We start from the raw sequence: 16,247 nt of genomic DNA on the forward strand, positions 1-16,247 counted from the left end.
GCCACCCATCTCCGACCCGTTGCTGTCTCAGGTAGACGCTTTGAAGGCGGCGGCATACTTGGCATTCACCTTGGGAGTCAGCTCTCCTGTTACCCGCAAGAGGGTAGATCCAACGATGGTGTGGTATTCCGTTCCCAACATGCCCCCGGTTCTCAGCGACGCGATGTAGGCAGCCCGCTTTGTTGTTTCAGCGGCTGTTGCGAACACTTCGATGGTTGCTCCGCAGTCAACACCTGGGTCGTGACAGGGCAGGCTCTTATCAATCAGGGTGGCTGAACTCGTGTACTGCCCGGGCCTGCCCAGAAGCTTGTTCGGGTCGTTCTCTGCCGTCCAGACCTTCACCGCTTTGGCATTGACGGCGGCCTTCATCTTGTTTGCTACCTGTCCAGCGTTCTGAACCGCGGGCTTTGGTGTTACTGATGGCGTTGTCGCGCTCGTCCTCGTTGGCTGTGCTGAGACTGTCACCGTTTTGGGCGGCGCGCTGTCTGGCTCAGAACCGCCACATCCTGCGAGTGATACCAGGACCGCCGCGATCCCCACGGCCCCGGCGAGGCCGGGCCTACCTCCGATCGGCAGTCGTGTACTTGAGTTCACTCGTCGTCCTCTCATAGCTGGGGACTACTCGTCATAGCTGGGGACTAGTTGGTCGAAGGCAAACTTTGCGGCCAATCCCGCCAGTCGGCGAACTGTCCGCTGGGTCAGCTGGTGGGCGACTGGCGGGGGCGGGTTTGGTAGATGATCAGGCCGGCTAGGAGGGCGCCTAGGGTGCCGAGTGCGAGGTCGCCGAGGGTGTCGGTATACGCGGTCTGGAGTTCGGGGGAGTTACGGACGAAGGCGACGTACTCGCCGAGCTCCCAGACGACCGCCGCGGTTGCGCCGAACCCGAGTGCCACGAAGGCGGTCAGGCCGCGGGAGAGGTTGCGCGGCGCGAACGCAAGCATGACCCCGGCGGTCAGAAACCCCCAGAGGACAAAGTGCATCGCGTCGTCCCACCAGTCGACCGTGTCGAACAGATTGAGCCGGTTCCCGATCAGATCGATCAACCAAGGCAACGTCATCAGCAGATCAGCGTGCCACGGAAACCGACTGTGCAACTTGCTCCGCGCATGCCCGTACACCCACCACCACAGCGGCAACACCATCGCACCCAGCGGATAAACCACCAGCCGAGCCGTCGACGCCTTCCCCTTGATCCCACTCAAATCCGGCCAAACCAATGCCGACAGCAACAACCCAAAAAGCACCACCTTCGCACCAACCGCCCCATACCGCACCCACCCAGCCCGCCCACCCGGCACCGCGGCCACACCCATCGTCCCCATACCTCCCAGTAAACCGCCCCGCCACCCCCCGCGAACGAGTACAACTACGCGAAGCCCCCGGCGTTCCCGTCATTGTGACCGACCCCAAGGGTCCAACCACCAAACCCCACCCACCGCCCTGCCCTTGACACCAGCCCCTCGGCCCACCGGTCGAACGGCCCGCCGGTCCACGGACTCGCCGACACGCCGGCCGACCGGCCGACACCCGTTCCCGCCCCATCCATGCGAGGCAGGTTGTGGGGGAAAGATGAGCGCCACGGCGGGGGAGGCGAACCGCCGTGGGTGGGGTGCGGATGTGCGAGAACCCCCGGCGGGTTCGTCTGGGACGAGTGCGGGGGTTCTCGGTGGTGTGTGTCGGCTGGTGCCTGCGTGATGCTGGGTGGGCGGGTGGCAGGTGGCCGGCGGGGTGGAGTTGAGGGTCAGGCGACGCTGATCAGGTCGACGACGAAGATCAGGGTTTCGCCGGGCTTGATGGCGCCGCCGGCGCCGCGGTCGCCGTACCCGAGGTGCGGGGGGATGACGAGCTTGCGGCGGCCGCCGACCTTCATGCCCTGCACGCCCGTGTCCCAGCCCTGGATGACCTGGCCGACGCCGAGCTGGAAGGCCAGCGGGGCGCCGCGGTTGTACGACGCGTCGAACTCTTCACCGGTGGAGTGCGCCACGCCCACGTAGTGCACGTTCACCCGCGACCCGGCCTTGGCCTCGTCGCCGTCGCCCACGGTGATGTCGGTGATCTCGAGATCCGCCGGCGGCGGACCGTCCGGAAAGTCGATCTCTGGCTTCTCAGTCATACCCACAGCTAAGCAGACCCCTCCCACCCCACTCCCCACAGCCCACCCCTTCCCCCACAACACAACCCCGCCCCGGGCCGATGACGCCTGGCCGTCCCGCCAGGCGGTCACCAGCAAGCCCCACCCCAAGCCACCCGAAGCCGGAGTCGCCCGGAGTCGGCCGAAGCTGAAGCTGCCCGGAGTCGCCCGGAGTCGCCGGGAGTCGAAGCTGCCCGGAGTCGCCCGAACCCGAAGCTGCCCGGAGCCGCCCCAAGCCGAAGCTAGCCGGAGTCGCCCGGAGGCGCCCACCTGAAAGTCCCCGGAAGGGGTTGTGGTCGGCGCGGATGAGGTCGAGGGCTACGTCTCGGTGGTTTTGGCGTGTAGGTGGAGATCGTGGCGGCCGTCGGTTTGGGGCCAGGCGTTCTGGTGGATGCCTTCATGGGCTAGTCGCAGCCGTGGCGGCGCGGGTGGAAGCCCATCCGAGGGTTGCGGGGAGGAGCCCATCTCCGGGGCGGTTGGAGGCGCGACCTGAGGAGTGGATCTCAAGAAGTCGGCCGTCGGCGGCAGGAGAGGAGGCCCGTCTCAGAGCCGGTTGGAGGGTCTTGGTTGGAGGGGGCTGAGGGTGAGGGTTATGTCTGGGTGGTTTTGGCGTGGAGGTGGACGTTGTGGCGGCCGTCGGTTTGGAGCCAGGCGTTTTGTAGGGTGCCTTCTAGGGGGTAGCCGCAGGACGTGGCGAGGCGGCAGGAGGCGTGGTTGAGGGTGCTGTGCTGGATGACCAGCCGTTGAAAGCCGAGGGCAAAGCACCAGGTCTCCAAGGCAGCCACGGCGGAGGTGGCTAGCCCTCGTCCACGGGCTGCTGGGAGCAGCCAGTAGGAAAGACTGACCGTGCCGTCGGCCAGATCAATCGCCCGTAAACCAATCTGTCCCACAGCCAGATCAGCACCGAGCGAATCGGTCTGCCGCACGGCCAGGTCTGTCTCGAGCGAACGGGCTTGCTTCGCGGTCAGGTCAGTGCCGAGCGGGCCGGCTTGGGCCGCGGTCAGGTCAGTGCCGAGCGGGCCGGCTTGGGCCGCGGTCGGGTCTGTGCCGAGCGGGCCGGCATGGGCCGCGGTCGGGTCTGTGCCGAGCGGGCCGATCCGCCCCAGCGAGGCCAGGTCCGTTCTGAGCAAACGAGCCTGCTTCGCGGTCAGGTCAGTGGCGGGCGGGCCGGTCTGGCCTGCGGTCAGGTCGGATGCGGTGCTAGGGGCGTTTGCTGGGGCTGGGCGGTGGCTGATGGTTGCGGCGGTGGGGTGTTGGGCGGTGGTTGGGGGGTGTGGTGGGGGGTGTGGTGGGGATTGGGTGATGGCCCAGCTGGTTGCTTGTTCTGTGGCCCAGTGGGTTGGCCATTGGGTGAGCCAGTCCTCGGCCTCGCGGAGGGTGTCGATGCGGCGGACGTGCCAGTGCTGGATGTCGGGGTCGCTGAACGCTTCCAACACCACCGACGCATCCGATAGCCGCCACGGGCGCAAGCTGCCGATCGACTCCGACTCCGACCACGACCACGACTCCGAACCTGAGCCCGACTCCGAACCTGAGCCCGACCTCGACTCCGATTCCGGACCTGAGCCCGGCCTCGGCTCCGGACCTGAGCCCGGCCTCGGCTCCGGACCTGAGCCCGGCCTCGGCTCCGGACCTGAGCCCGGCCTCGGCTCCGGACCTGAGCCCGGCCTTGGCTCCGGACCTGAAACTGGTCTCGACTGTGAACCTGAGCCCGGCCTTGGCTCCGGACCTGAAACTGGTCTCGACTGTGAACCTGAGCCCGGCCTCGGCTCCGGACCTGAGCCCGGCCTCGGCTCTGGACCTGAGCCCGGCCACCGCTCTGAACCTGAGCCCTTGGGTCGGGGTTTGTGGAGGGGGAGGACTGGTTGGGGGAGGTGGTTGAGGGTGCCTGGGGGGAGGGTGGGGGTTACCAGGCGGGGCATGTCAGTGGGTGAGGGCCGCGCGGAGGGTGGTGGCGAATTCTGCTGGTTTGCCGGGTTGGCCGTATTCGTTGCCTAGGAAGCCGCCGTGGCCGCTGGGGAAGGTTACTGGGGTGAGGCCTAGGCGGGCTGCTGTTGCGTGGCCGCCGCGGCCGGCTAGTTGGTTGGTGGACTCTTCGCCGACGCCGATGATGATGCGGTCCTTGGCCTTGGCCAGGGCGTCGAAGTCGGGCTGGTACGACGTACAGCCGCGGAGGTTCTGCCCGAGCAGGGCGTCGTTGCGCGAACCGTCGTCCTCGGTCGGTAGGCCGAACATCGCCGGGTCCGGGGCCGGCTGCTGGGTGTAGTCGTCGGGGATCTCGCCGTCGAACCCGACGAGCGCGATGAACTTCGCCATCCCGGCGCCCATGCCGTCGCGCTGGTAGGTCTCGTACATGTCCGCCACCGCGCCCAAGGCGTTCTCGCTGTCCGGCAGGATCGCGGCCAGCGGTGGCTCGTGGGCGACGAGGGTGTTGATGAGGTCCGGACGCCGAGCGGTGAGGGCAAGCGCGTTCACCGCCCCGCCGCTGCTGGCGAAGATGTCCACCGGTCCGGCATCGAGATGCTCGATGAGCGCGGCCAGGTCGGCAGCGTGGTCCTCCGGCGAAAGCTCGCTCAACTCGCCGTGGCGGACGCTGCGTTCGACCCCGCGCGGGTCGTACGTCACCACGGTCCGGTCGGCGAAATGCGATGCCAGGGTGGGGAATCCGCTCGCTGCCATCGGTGAGCCGATCATCAGCAGCACCGGCCGATTGGTGAGGTCACCGCGCACGTCGTAGGTCAGTGTCGCGCCCGGTACGTCGAGCGTCTGGGTCACAGGCTCTGGCATGGAGACTCCCTCAGTTTCGGCCCATCCCCGCCGGTTGGGCTGTCCGTGTTCGTGAGCCTAGACCGGCCCGCCGCACCCGGACCAGGAACCGAACCGGAACTCGATCAGCACTTTTCCGGCCCGTTCCCAAGCACACAGCTGGACCCTCCCCGGGCTAGCCTCACTCTCTGTGGTGAAGAAACGTGGTGTCGTGATCGGCCTGGTCGCACTGGCGGTGGGCGTCGTTGGTCTCGTCGCGCCGCGCGTCGCGGACGCGGACGCCGCACAGCCGAGCGCCTCGGCCGCGGCACAGCCGAGCGACCCGGCTGCTGCCGACGGTGCGATCCAGACGACGCAGACCTACGGTCAGTACTCGTTGATGTTCGAGAAGGCCGCCGGGCAGTACTTCGCCGGCGGTACGGCGGCCGGCCAGTGGGCCTGGACCCCGCTCAACGCCACCGAGTCCGACATCTCCTGGGGCGACCCGAAGACCTGGCCGCCGAAGTCCGCCGAGCACTTCATCCACGACGGCGCCTGGGTCCTGCTCGACGGCTACAACAACGGCGCCGGCCGCCCGCTCACTCAGATCCAACGCGTCACCAGCGAAACCCAGGGCGATGCAAACTGCAACAACCGGCAGACCATCCCCTCCAGCGGAGGCCGCCAGCACTACGTGAAGTGGAACATCCCGGCGGCGGGCTACTGCCTGGACGCCACCGGCACCATCAAGCCACCCAACGGCTCGACCACCGTCCACTTCCGCCACCTGCAGAAGTGGCTGCCACCACACCCCTGCTCCAACCAGTACGTCTCCGGCCGGACCTGCATCACCCAGTTCGAGCAGTGGTGGGACGACAACCAGCACCCCTACTCGCTCCAACTTTCCCGCACCCTCGAAATCGCCAAGGGACTGGGCCCTGCGTTCACCAACCGCACCACAGTCCCCGTCAACTGGAACGCCGACGGCCGCTACTACTGGCACTACTGAATGCGGGGCACGCTAGGCTGAGCGCCTGTGAAGGTCTTGGTGATCGGCTCAGGTGGCCGCGAGCATGCTCTGGCCTGGGCTCTGGCCCAGGACCCCGACGTCGAGCAGGTGGTGGCGGCTCCGGGCAACCCTGGCATCGCCGCGCTGCGCCCGGCGCACGACGAGCAAACGATCGTTTGCCGTGCTGTGGACATCTCGGACCACGACGCGGTCGTCGCCCTGGCGCAGGAGCTCGGCTCCGACCTGGTTGTCGTCGGCCCCGAAGCGCCGTTGGTCGCCGGACTGGCGGATCCGTTGCGGGACGCCGGGATCGCGGTGTTCGGGCCGTCTGGTGAAGCCGCTCAGCTCGAGGGTTCGAAGGCGTTCGCGAAGGATGTGATGGCGGCGGCGAGCGTGCCGACCGGTCGCGCCTACGTGTGCACGACGCCCGAGCAGGCAGCGGCGGCGATCGACGCGTTCGGAGCGCCGTACGTCGTGAAGGACGACGGACTCGCCGCGGGCAAGGGAGTCGTCGTCACCTCGGACCGCGAGGCGGCGCTCGCGCACGCGGCCGGGTGCGAGCAGGTGCTGGTCGAGGAGTTCCTGGACGGGCCCGAGGTGTCGCTGTTCGCGATCACCGACGGGACGACGGTGCTGCCGATGCAGCCGGCGCAGGACTTCAAGCGGCTCGGCGACGACGACGAAGGCCCCAACACCGGCGGCATGGGCGCCTACACACCGTTGCCCTGGGCACCGGATGATCTGGTCGCCGAGATCACCGAGAAGGTGCTGCAGCCGACGGTCGACGAGATGCGCCACCGCGGTACGCCGTTCAGCGGCCTGCTGTACGCCGGTCTCGCGCTGACTTCGCGTGGTGTCCGGGTGATCGAGTTCAACTGCCGCTTCGGCGACCCGGAGACGCAGGCCCTGCTGCCGCTGCTGAAGAACCCGCTGGGTGGCCTGCTGTACGCCGCCGCGACCGGCAAGCTGGCCGACCACGGCGAGCTGTGCTGGCGGGACGCTGCGTCGGTCGCGGTCGTGGTGGCCGCGAAGAAGTACCCGGCCAGTCCGCGCAAGGGTGACGTGATCAGCGGCCTCGAGCAGGCGGAGAGCGACACGGTCCGGGTCTTCCACGCCGGTACTGCGCTCGACGGCGACGAGATCGTCACCGCCGGCGGCCGGGTCCTCGCCGTCAGCGCTGTAGGCAAGGACCTGGACGAAGCCCGGCAGCGTGCGTACGCCGGCGTCGGTCAGATCCGGATCAAGGGCTCCCAGCACCGTACCGACATCGCGCTCAAGGCCGCGCGCGGCGAGGTCGCTGTCTCGAGCTGATCAGGGCCCGGCGGTGAACGTGCCCTGCGACGGGCCGATCGAGCCGTCGAAGGTGTTGTCGCGGACCGGCAGCATCGGGTCGATCTTCGGCATCTGTGGCAGCGGGTGCTCGAGGATCTTGCGCAGCTCGGCGTCCTCGACTCCGGCTGCGCCTAGCGCGGCGACCCGGCGGAGGCCCGTGCCTGGGTGCTCGAGCAGGTCGCGGTAGGTCGGGCTGAACCAGCGGAGGATGCGCAACTGCCCCTTCGAGCGAAGAGCTGCCTCGAACGCGGCCACCTCATCAGTCGCCGCGAGCTGCCGGAGGAACTCGGGAACAGCGAGCCCACTCTCCGGCACCAGGGCCAGCGCAGCCGCTTCGACTGGGTACGCCGCCTCGTCGCGCGCCAGCTTCACCCGCTGCCGCTTTGTCGCGACCTCCAGCCGCCCGTCGGTAGCCAGGGCCACGAAAACAACCAGCGCGACCCGGTCGGCACCCCCGACCAGCCAGGCGGTCTCGTACGGCGTCAGCTTGTCCATGCCCTCCATGGTGACGACCAATGAGGTCACGGAATGTAACGGTCGCATGTCTGCTTGGATGGAGATGTGTTGCGCAGCTGGAAGTTCGCCCTCCTCTTCACCGGGATGGGTCTGGCGTTCGCAGCCTGGTCGTCAGCACACGGGTCGCGCGGAGCGGCGGTTGTCGAGCTCGTCGTCTGCGTGGTCCTCGGTCTGGTGTTCTCGCCGCTGGCCTTTCCACGGTCAGTGACTGCGGCCGAGGCTTCGCAGGCCGGGAGGCCGATCGTCTACTGGCGGCCGGGGTGTCAGTTCTGCCTGCGCCTACGCGTCGCACTACGGGGCTCAGCCGGCCAAGCCTCCTGGGTGAACATCTGGACCGATCCCGAGGCGGCAGCGGCCGTCCGTGCGATCGCGGACGGTAACGAGACGGTGCCTACCGTCGTGTCGGGCAGCGAAGCCCGCGTGAACCCGGCGCCGCGGTGGGTCCGGGAGCAGTTGGGCCGCCGCTAGCCGGGTTCCGCTGTCATGGAACCGGATCAGCGGGTCGGGGGTGTGTACGAGCATGGAGACGATCGGCCTGCGTGAGTTCTACGCCGCCAGCCAGCCCCGGTTGGTCGGTGTCATCTCGCTGCTGACCGGGTCCCGGGCCGAGGCCGAGGACATCGTGCAGGAGGCGTTCGTCCGGCTGGTGCCGCGATGGAAGAAGGTCTCGCGGTACGACGCCCCGGAGGCCTGGGTACGGCTGGTGGCCGTGCGGCTGGCTGCGAACCGCCACCGGGACCGGAACCGGTTGGCGCAGCTCTTCCGCCGGCTGCCCGCTCAGTCCGCGCCCGACCCGGCGGAGGGGTACGGCGGTGATCTTGAGCACGCGCTGGCAGCGCTGCCGATGCCGACGCGGCAGGTCGTCGTCCTGCACTACGTGTGCGACCTGAGCGTCGCACAGGTCGCAGAGACCCTCGGGATCGCCGAGGGCACCGTGAAATCGCGCTTGTCGCGGGCAAGGGAAGTGCTGTCCACGAGGTTGAGGAGCGACGACCATGCCTGACCTGAAGGAAGCCCTGCAGTCACTGGCGGACCGGCAAGCCACTGAGTCGACAGGCGACTTCGACGCCGTCGTCGCTACGGCCAGCTCCCGGCGGCGCCGACGTACCGGCAGTTGGGTTGCGGTAGCGGCCGCTGCCGTCGCGGTCGGTGTAGTCGCGACCGTCGCGCCACGGCACACGGCCGTGCCGCAACCGGCCGTAAGACCTCAGGACCCCATTGTCGTGACGCCGGAGACCGCCAAGCCCGGGCAAATAGTCGCTCTGACGTTCCCGCGGTCCAGCCCGCGAGGCGTCGCCTTCCAGCTGGCGAAGGAGAGTGAGTCGAGCACGGTGCTGTACTACCTCAGCTCGGACTGGGGTCAGCCGCCTGCCGGGCACCGGCCCACCTGGGCAAAACCGGCTGATGGGTTCGGTTGGCCTGACGTCGGGATCAACGGGCCCGGGCCGGACCGAGTGGTCGTGCCGGAGACGATCGCGGACGGGCGGTACCGGTTGTGTACGGCGAACGCTCGTCCACAGGTCTGTGGACTGCTGACCGTGGCACGGTGAGCGGTCTGGGAGAATGGGGTGGTGAGTAAACCCCGGATCCCGAATGTTCTTGCCGCGCGGTACGCGAGTGTCCCGATGGCTCAGTTGTGGTCGCCGGAGTACAAGATCGTGCTCGAGCGGAAGCTGTGGGTGGCGGTACTGCGGGCGCAGCAGGAGCTCGGCGTCGCGGTGCCGGACGGGGTGGTCGAGGACTACGAGCGGGTGATCGACCAGGTCGACCTGGAGTCGATCGCGGCACGGGAGCGGGTCACGCGGCACGACGTGAAGGCGCGGATCGAGGAGTTCAGCGCGCTCGCCGGGCACGAGCACATCCACAAGGGCATGACGAGTCGCGACCTCACCGAGAACGTCGAGCAGCTGCAGATCCGGGCCGGCCTGGAGCTGGTCCGGGACCGCGCGGTGGCAACCGCAGTACGGCTGGGCCAGCTGGCCGCCGACCATGCCGCGCTGGTGATGACCGGCCGCTCGCACAACGTCGCTGCGCAGGCGACCACGCTGGGCAAGCGATTCGCCTCCGCCGCGGACGAGCTGCTGGTCGCGATCGCGCGGATCGAGGAGCTGATCGAGCGGTACCCGCTGCGTGGCATCAAAGGCCCGGTCGGGACGTCGCAGGACATGCTCGACCTGTTCGGTGGCGACGCGGCGAAGCTGGCGACGCTGGAGACCACGATCGCCCAGCACCTCGGCTTCACCGACACGCTGACCAGCGTCGGGCAGGTGTACCCGCGGTCGCTGGACTACGAGGTCGTCTCCGCGCTGGTCCAGCTCGCCGCCGGTCCGTCGAGCCTGGCGACCACGATCCGGCTGATGGCGGGGCACGAGCTGGTCACTGAAGGCTTCAAGGAGGGCCAGGTCGGTTCCTCGGCGATGCCGCACAAGATGAACACCCGGTCCTGCGAGCGGGTCAACGGTCTCGCGGTGATCCTCCGCGGCTACGCGTCGATGGCGGGCGAGCTGGCCGGCAACCAGTGGAACGAGGGCGACGTCTTCTGCTCCGTCGTACGGCGGGTCGCGCTGCCGGACGCGTTCTTCGCACTGGAAGGGCTGTTCGAGACGTTCCTGACCGTGCTGGACGAGTTCGGGGTGTACCCCGCGGTCGTGGCGCGTGAGCTGGAGCGGTACCTGCCGTTCCTGACCACGACCAAGGTGCTGATGGCCGCGGTGAAGAAGGGCGTCGGCCGCGAGACCGCGCACGAGGTGATCAAGGAGCATGCGGTCGCGACCGCACTCGACCTGCGCCAGGGCCTCACCGTCAACGACCTCTTCCACCGCCTCGGCGTCGATGGCCGCCTCGGCCTGACCGAGGACGAGATCGTTGGCATCGTCGGCGAGCCGCTGTCCTTCACCGGCGCTGCGGTCGACCAGGTCGCCGCTGTCGTCGCGAAGATCGACACCCTGGCCAAGCGCCACCCGGAGGCGGCCGCCTATACCCCGGGAGACATTCTCTGACCGTTGCTAACCGGACCGTAGTCCACTACCTTTAACTGGAACTACAGTCCGGTTAGTGAGGTGTGGGCAGATGGTGGGTGTGGTGTTCGGGAGTCTGACGCCGGCGGAGGAGCTGGCGGCCGGGGCTCGGGCGGCTGAGCAGGCGGGCTTCACCGAGCAGTGGTTCTCGGAGGACTGCTTCTTCAGTGGTGGGCTGTCCGGCGTCGCGCAGTTGCTGGCGTCGACAGCGGACGTGAAGGCAGGGCTCGGGCTGGTCAGCGTGGTGGCTCGGCATCCGGCGGTGCTGGCGATGGAGATCGCAGGCCTCGCGCGGATGCATCCAGGACGGTTGCGGGTCGCCGTGGGGCTCGGGAGCGAGTCGTGGGTGCGGCAGATGGGCCTGATGCCTTCGAAGCCGTTGACTGCTGTCCGGGAGACCGTGGGCGTCCTGCGCGACCTGCTCGGCGGGAAGACCGTGGACCGGGCAACCGTGGCGCATGAGTTCCACGGGATCGCACTGGACCTGCCGCCGGCCGAGGTGCCGGAGATCTGGGTCGGTGCGGTCAACGAGAAGGCTCTGAAGGCCAGCAGCGAGTTTGCTGACGGCGTACTGCTGTCTGTGCTGGCTGGAGAGAGCTACCTCCGCTGGGCCTCGTCGCTGACGGCCCTGCCGAAGACGGCGTACGTGCTGACCGCTGTGGACGACGACCCGGCCGTTGCGCGCGATGCTGTGCGGGACGCGGTCGGGTTCTTCCTGCGGGCAGAGCGGCACTCGGCGCTGGTGACGCAGTCGCGGTACGCCGATGAGATAGCTGACGGTGTGGTGCCCGATCACTGGATCGACGAGTATGCGGCCGCGGGGACGCCAGAGCACGTAACTGAGCGGTTGCGGGCGCTCAGAGCGGCAGGGGCCGACTCCCTTGGGCTGTGGTTGTTTCCGCCGGAACGGCTGACCCAACAGATCGAGCGGGTTGCCTCCGAGGTGCTGCCACGCCTGTGACATTCTCTACGTCGTGTTGGAACCGCTCACCTGGGTGCTGGTCGCGCTCTCGCTGGCTGCGACGGTCTTCGCTGTCGTGCTGGCCGCGCGGGACAAGCGGATCAACTGGACCCTGCTGGGGCTGCTCGGGGTGATCGAGCTCGGGCTGCTCGCGCAGCTCGGCACCGGGATCGTCCACTTCACCCACACCACGCGCGACGTGTCCGGGCCGTTCTTCTTCGGCTACCTGATCGGCTCGCTGCTGATCCTGCCGATCGGTGCGTTCTGGGCGCTCGCCGAGAGCAGCCGCTGGGGTGCGGGCGCGCTGGCAATCGCGTGCGTCGTGATCCCGATCGTTGAGCTCCGGCTGTATGACATCTGGACGGCTTGAGATGACCGAGTCCGCACACGATCCGGCACGCACCAAGCATGGCCCGGGGCGGATCCTGATCGCGGTGTACGGCGTCTTCGCGCTGGCCGCGACCGCCCGCGCCGGCGTGCAGATCGCCACCAAGTTCCACGACGCACCGATCGCATATCTGCTGTCGGCCCTGGCCGCGGTCATCTACATCGCGGCCACGTTCGCGTTGGCGAAGGCAACGACCGTGTCGCGGAAGGTCGCGACCGCGGCGATCGCCATCGAGCTGGTCGGCGTGATCGGCATCGGCATCTTCAGCTACGCCGCGCCGGACGACTTCCCGGACCAGACCGTGTGGTCGCACTTCGGCCAGGGCTACGGCTACGTGCCGCTGGTCCTGCCGGTGCTCGGTCTGCTCTGGCTGCGCCGCACCCGCTAGCACCTGTCCTAGTTCCCAGCGAACTGCCAGCCGCGTGCAGGGGCCGGCACAGGTTCGCCGGACAGCATCGGATGCATGGAGATTCCAGGGCATCCGCGGGTCGAGATCGTCGTACCCGTCAAGAACGAGGAACACGACCTCGGTCCGAACATCCGGCGGCTGCGCGCGTTTCTCGACGCCGCCTTCCCGTTTCCGGCCGAGGTCTGCATCGCGGACAACGGAAGTACGGACGCGACCTATGAGATCGGTATGTTGCTGGCCACCGAGCTGGCCGGGGTCCGGGTCGTCCGGCTCGAGCAGTCGGGACGTGGCCGGGCGCTGAAGCAGGTCTGGTCCGAGAGCCCCGCCGAGGTGCTCGCGTACATGGACGTCGACCTGTCCACCAATCTGAACGCACTGCTGCCGTTGGTCGCACCACTGCTGGCCGGACACAGCGACGTTGCCATCGGCACGCGGTTGTCGAACGGCTCCCGGGTGGTCCGGCGGCCGAAGCGGGAGTTCATCTCGCGCTCGTACAACCTGTTGCTGCGGGCAACCTTGAGTGCGCATTTCTCGGACGCGCAATGCGGGTTCAAGGCGATTCGCGCCGACGTCGCCCGCGAGCTGCTGCCGCTGGTCGAGGACACCAGCTGGTTCTTCGACACCGAGCTGCTGATCCTGGCCGAGAAGGCCGGGCTGCGGATCCACGAAGTACCGGTGGACTGGGTCGACGACCTGGACTCGCGGGTCGCGATCGCGAAGACGGTCGGCGAGGATCTGCGGGGGATCGCTCGACTGATGCGGAGCCGGACCGACCTGGAGCCGATCCGGCAGAAGTACGGGCGGCCGCGGATCCTCGATCCCCGGACGGCCCTGGCGGCTCGGGTACTGCGGTTCTGCGCCGTCGGCGTGCTGAGTACGGCGGCGTACGCGCTGCTCTACCTCGTACTGCGCCAGGAGATGCCGGCTCAGGTCGCGAACCTGCTCGCGCTGCTGATCACCGCGGTTGCGAACACCACGCTCAACCGGCGGATCACCTTCGGTGTCCGGGGGATCGAGGGCCGCTGGCGGCATCAGCTCCGTGGCCTCGTCACCTTCGGCATCGGCTGGAGCCTCACCGCCGCGTCGCTGTGGCTGCTGCACACGGCTGTCTCCGCGCCGCACCAAGCCGTGGAAATCACCGTCCTGACCATCGCGAACCTGGCCGCGACCGTGGTCCGGTTCAGCCTCTTCCAGACCTGGGTGTTCGACGACGACGCGCCCACCCTGCCCGCCTTCGAACCACAGCCGGTTCTCGATCACACCCGGAGCAACTGACATGGCCACGTTGACCGATCCGGTCACCGCTCGCGAACGCACGCTGACGACGGCGTACACCCTCAGCCGGGACAAGATCCTGTACGGCGGCCTCCTGGCGCTGACCGCGATCGCGTACCTGTGGGGGCTGTCGAAGAACGGTTACGCCAACGAGTACTACGCGGCCGCGGTGCAGGCCGGGTCGACGAGCTGGAAGGCCTGGTTCTTCGGATCCTTTGACTCGTCCAGCTTCATCACCGTGGACAAGACGCCGGGGTCGCTGTGGGTGATGGGCCTGTCGGCGCGGATCTTCGGCTTCAACTCGTGGAGCATGCTGGTCCCGCAGGCGCTGATGGGCGTAGCGAGCGTCGGTTTCGTCTACGTCGCAGTACGGCGTTGGTTCTCGGCGAACGCCGGTCTGCTGGCGGGTGCGATCCTCGCGCTGACGCCGGTCGCGGTACTGATGTTCCGGTTCAACAACCCTGACGCGTTGCTGATCCTGCTGCTGTGCGCTGGTGCGTGGGCGGTTACTCGGGCCATCGACTCGACGGCGCATGCCGCGCGATGGATGATGCTGGCCGGCGCGTTGGTTGGCTTCGGGTTCCTGACGAAGATGCTGCAGGCGTTCCTGATCCTGCCGGCGTTCGGGATCGCGTACCTGGTCGCCGGGAAGCCGGCACTCGGGAAGCGGCTACTGCATCTCTTGCTGGCAACGGCCTCGCTGATCGTGAGCGCCGGCTGGTGGGTCGCGATCGTCGAACTGGTGCCGGCGTCGGCGCGGCCGTACATCGGTGGGTCGTCGACGAACAGCATTCTTCAGCTGACGCTCGGGTACAACGGTCTCGGGCGGTTGAGCGGGAACGAGAGTGGGTCCGTCGGCGGTGGCGTCGGAAACCCCGGCTGGGGTGGCGCGACCGGGTTGCAGCGGTTGTTCGGCGGGGAGTTCGGCTCGCAGATCGCTTGGTTGCTGCCGGCGGCCTTGCTATCGACCGTCGTACTGGTGGTTGCTGCGGGCAAGGCGCCGCGGACGGACAAGACGCGGGCGTTTGCGTTGCTGTGGGGTGGCTGGCTGGTCGTGACCGGGCTGGTGTTCAGCTACATGCAGGGGATCATCCATCCGTACTACATGGTCGCCTTGGCGCCGGCGATCGGTGCTGTGATCGGTGCGGCGATGATGGTGCTCTGGCGGCGGCGGGCGGCGTGGTTGCCGCGGGCAACTTTGGCCGGTGGAGCGCTGCTGACGGCTGGGTGGAGCTTCTCGCTGTTGAACGACAGCCCGACGTGGCACCCGTGGCTGCGGTGGATGGTGCTGATCGCCGGGGTCGCTGCTGCTGGGTTGATCATGCTGCTGCCTGAGTTGCAGTTGCGTCGTACGGCGGCTCGGCGGGGCGGGATGGTTGCGGCTGTGGCGCTGGCGATCAGTGCGTTGGCCGGGCCGGCGGCGTACGCGGTGGACACGATCGCTACGGCGCATGCTGGGGCGATTCCTACTGCTGGACCTTCCACTGGCATGGGTGGGATGGGCGGCAGGTTTGGTGGTGGACGGATGGGTATGCCGCCTGGACAGACCGGCACCGGTACGCCGGGGCAGGGCACGGCTGGTCAGGGTGCGACCGGGATGCGCGGTGGCGGTGGTGGGTTCCTCGGTGGTGGTGGAACCAGTGGGGTCTCGAGTGAGTTGGTGCAGCTGCTGCAGAACGGGGCGAAGGGGTACACCTGGGCTGCTGCGGCGGTGACCGCGAACGGAGCTGCGCCGCTGCAGATCGCGTCCGGGGAGCCGGTGATGGCGATCGGTGGGTTCAACGGGACGGACTCCGCGCCGACGTTGGCGCAGTTCAAGGAACTGGTTGCTCAGGGCAAGATCCACTACTTCGTCGGGAGTGGTGGGGGTGGGTTCGGCGGCAACCGCGGTGGGACCTCGTCCGAGATCGCTACCTGGGTTGCCCAGAACTTCCAGTCCCAGAACGTAGGCAACACCACCATCTACGACCTCTCCACCGGAACAGGAGCCTGATATGCCGAACCAAGCCGAATCCCAGTACCAAGCAGCCCGCACCGCCCATCCAGAACCGCAAAACGGCCCAGCCCCCCAGTCCACTACCACACCTCACGCCGGCTTTACACCCCAAGCCGGTGCCGCACCTCAGGTTAGTGGTCGGCCGAACAACCTGATGTTGGCGGGTGCGGCTTCTTTGCTTGCTGTGCTTGCGTTTTTGGGTGGGATGGCGGTAGGGCATTCGTGGGACGGATCCGGTGGTCAGCAGAACCAATTCGGGGGTCCAGGTGGTGGGGGGTTCCCCGGCTTCCAAGGGCAGCAGCAACAGCCGGGCAACCAGCAGCAGCAACCGGGCAACCAGCAATTGCCTGGTCAGCAGCAGGTTCCGGGACAGGCGCAGGGTAATTAGCTGAGCAGCCCGGCGGGTCCGAGCGGACACTTGGCCCGCCGGGCGCGGTACTGGACGACTGTCCAGAGACGAGACGACAC

Annotated in this window: 17 protein-coding genes; 11 read left to right on the top strand and 6 right to left on the bottom strand. The window is 68.0% G+C overall.

Annotated features, from left to right (window positions below; genetic code table 11):
• Positions 1-27: 27 nt before the first annotated feature.
• The 5 genes from AB0E69_RS00755 to AB0E69_RS00775 all read right to left on the bottom strand — a co-directional run bounded on the left by AB0E69_RS00755 (position 28) and on the right by AB0E69_RS00775 (position 4,918).
• Complete coding sequence (locus AB0E69_RS00755) at positions 28-369, bottom strand: hypothetical protein (RefSeq protein WP_360137342.1); 342 nt, start codon at positions 367-369, stop codon at positions 28-30.
• Positions 370-698: 329 nt separating this feature from the next.
• The gene (locus AB0E69_RS00760; protein ID WP_360137345.1) at positions 699-1,322 is read right to left on the bottom strand and encodes a hypothetical protein; all 624 of its coding nucleotides are present in this window, start codon (positions 1,320-1,322) and stop codon (positions 699-701) included.
• Between the two features lie 419 nt (positions 1,323-1,741).
• Positions 1,742-2,113 carry an FKBP-type peptidyl-prolyl cis-trans isomerase gene (locus AB0E69_RS00765; RefSeq protein ID WP_360137348.1) on the bottom strand — a complete coding sequence of 124 codons (372 nt, stop codon included), beginning with the start codon at positions 2,111-2,113 and terminating at the stop codon, positions 1,742-1,744.
• A gap of 608 nt (positions 2,114-2,721) precedes the next feature.
• A complete protein-coding gene (locus tag AB0E69_RS00770) occupies positions 2,722-3,570 on the bottom strand; it encodes a GNAT family N-acetyltransferase (protein WP_360137351.1) in 849 nt (282 codons plus the stop codon).
• A 484-nt stretch (positions 3,571-4,054) separates the two neighbouring features.
• Entirely contained in the window at positions 4,055-4,918 is an 864-nt protein-coding gene (locus AB0E69_RS00775; RefSeq protein ID WP_360137354.1) for an alpha/beta hydrolase, read from the bottom strand.
• A gap of 169 nt (positions 4,919-5,087) precedes the next feature.
• Between AB0E69_RS00775 and AB0E69_RS00780 the strand changes: the two genes are divergently transcribed.
• Together AB0E69_RS00780 and purD are read left to right on the top strand one after the other, a co-directional pair.
• Positions 5,088-5,885 (top strand): hypothetical protein, encoded by a 798-nt coding sequence (locus tag AB0E69_RS00780; RefSeq protein WP_360137357.1) that lies wholly within the window; start codon positions 5,088-5,090, stop codon positions 5,883-5,885.
• A gap of 27 nt (positions 5,886-5,912) precedes the next feature.
• Positions 5,913-7,196, top strand: a complete 1,284-nt coding sequence (purD, locus tag AB0E69_RS00785) for a phosphoribosylamine--glycine ligase (protein ID WP_360137360.1) — start codon at positions 5,913-5,915, stop codon at positions 7,194-7,196.
• Here the strand turns inward: purD and AB0E69_RS00790 are convergent, their stop codons facing one another.
• The gene (locus tag AB0E69_RS00790) at positions 7,197-7,742 is read right to left on the bottom strand and encodes a TIGR04222 domain-containing membrane protein (protein WP_360137363.1); all 546 of its coding nucleotides are present in this window, start codon (positions 7,740-7,742) and stop codon (positions 7,197-7,199) included. It lies immediately after the preceding gene.
• 39 nt (positions 7,743-7,781) lie between these two features.
• On the opposite strand from AB0E69_RS00790, the gene AB0E69_RS00795 reads away from it, so the two are divergent.
• From AB0E69_RS00795 to AB0E69_RS00835, 9 genes are all read left to right on the top strand, one after another.
• A complete protein-coding gene (locus AB0E69_RS00795) occupies positions 7,782-8,201 on the top strand; it encodes a glutaredoxin domain-containing protein (protein WP_360137366.1) in 420 nt (139 codons plus the stop codon).
• A 52-nt stretch (positions 8,202-8,253) separates the two neighbouring features.
• Entirely contained in the window at positions 8,254-8,736 is a 483-nt protein-coding gene (locus AB0E69_RS00800) for a SigE family RNA polymerase sigma factor (protein WP_360137369.1), read from the top strand.
• Entirely contained in the window at positions 8,729-9,283 is a 555-nt protein-coding gene (locus AB0E69_RS00805; RefSeq protein ID WP_360137372.1) for a hypothetical protein, read from the top strand. Before AB0E69_RS00800 ends, AB0E69_RS00805 begins: the two co-directional genes overlap by 8 nt.
• Before the next feature lie 18 nt (positions 9,284-9,301).
• Positions 9,302-10,732, top strand: coding sequence for an adenylosuccinate lyase (purB, locus tag AB0E69_RS00810; protein WP_360137374.1), 1,431 nt, complete (start codon positions 9,302-9,304; stop codon positions 10,730-10,732).
• A gap of 70 nt (positions 10,733-10,802) precedes the next feature.
• Complete coding sequence (locus AB0E69_RS00815) at positions 10,803-11,711, top strand: LLM class flavin-dependent oxidoreductase (protein WP_360137377.1); 909 nt, start codon at positions 10,803-10,805, stop codon at positions 11,709-11,711.
• A gap of 13 nt (positions 11,712-11,724) precedes the next feature.
• Entirely contained in the window at positions 11,725-12,081 is a 357-nt protein-coding gene (locus tag AB0E69_RS00820) for a hypothetical protein (RefSeq protein WP_360137380.1), read from the top strand.
• Between the two features lies 1 nt (position 12,082).
• Positions 12,083-12,487, top strand: a complete 405-nt coding sequence (locus AB0E69_RS00825) for a hypothetical protein (RefSeq protein ID WP_360137383.1) — start codon at positions 12,083-12,085, stop codon at positions 12,485-12,487.
• A 75-nt stretch (positions 12,488-12,562) separates the two neighbouring features.
• On the top strand, positions 12,563-13,783 hold the full coding sequence (locus tag AB0E69_RS00830; protein WP_360137386.1) for a bifunctional glycosyltransferase family 2/GtrA family protein: 1,221 nt from the start codon (positions 12,563-12,565) through the stop codon (positions 13,781-13,783).
• A gap of 1 nt (position 13,784) precedes the next feature.
• Positions 13,785-15,776, top strand: coding sequence for a glycosyltransferase family 39 protein (locus tag AB0E69_RS00835; RefSeq protein WP_360137389.1), 1,992 nt, complete (start codon positions 13,785-13,787; stop codon positions 15,774-15,776).
• Positions 15,777-16,247 lie beyond the last annotated feature (471 nt).

The organism is Kribbella sp. NPDC026611, assembly GCF_040638345.1.
Classification (GTDB): Bacteria; Actinomycetota; Actinomycetes; order Propionibacteriales; family Kribbellaceae; genus Kribbella.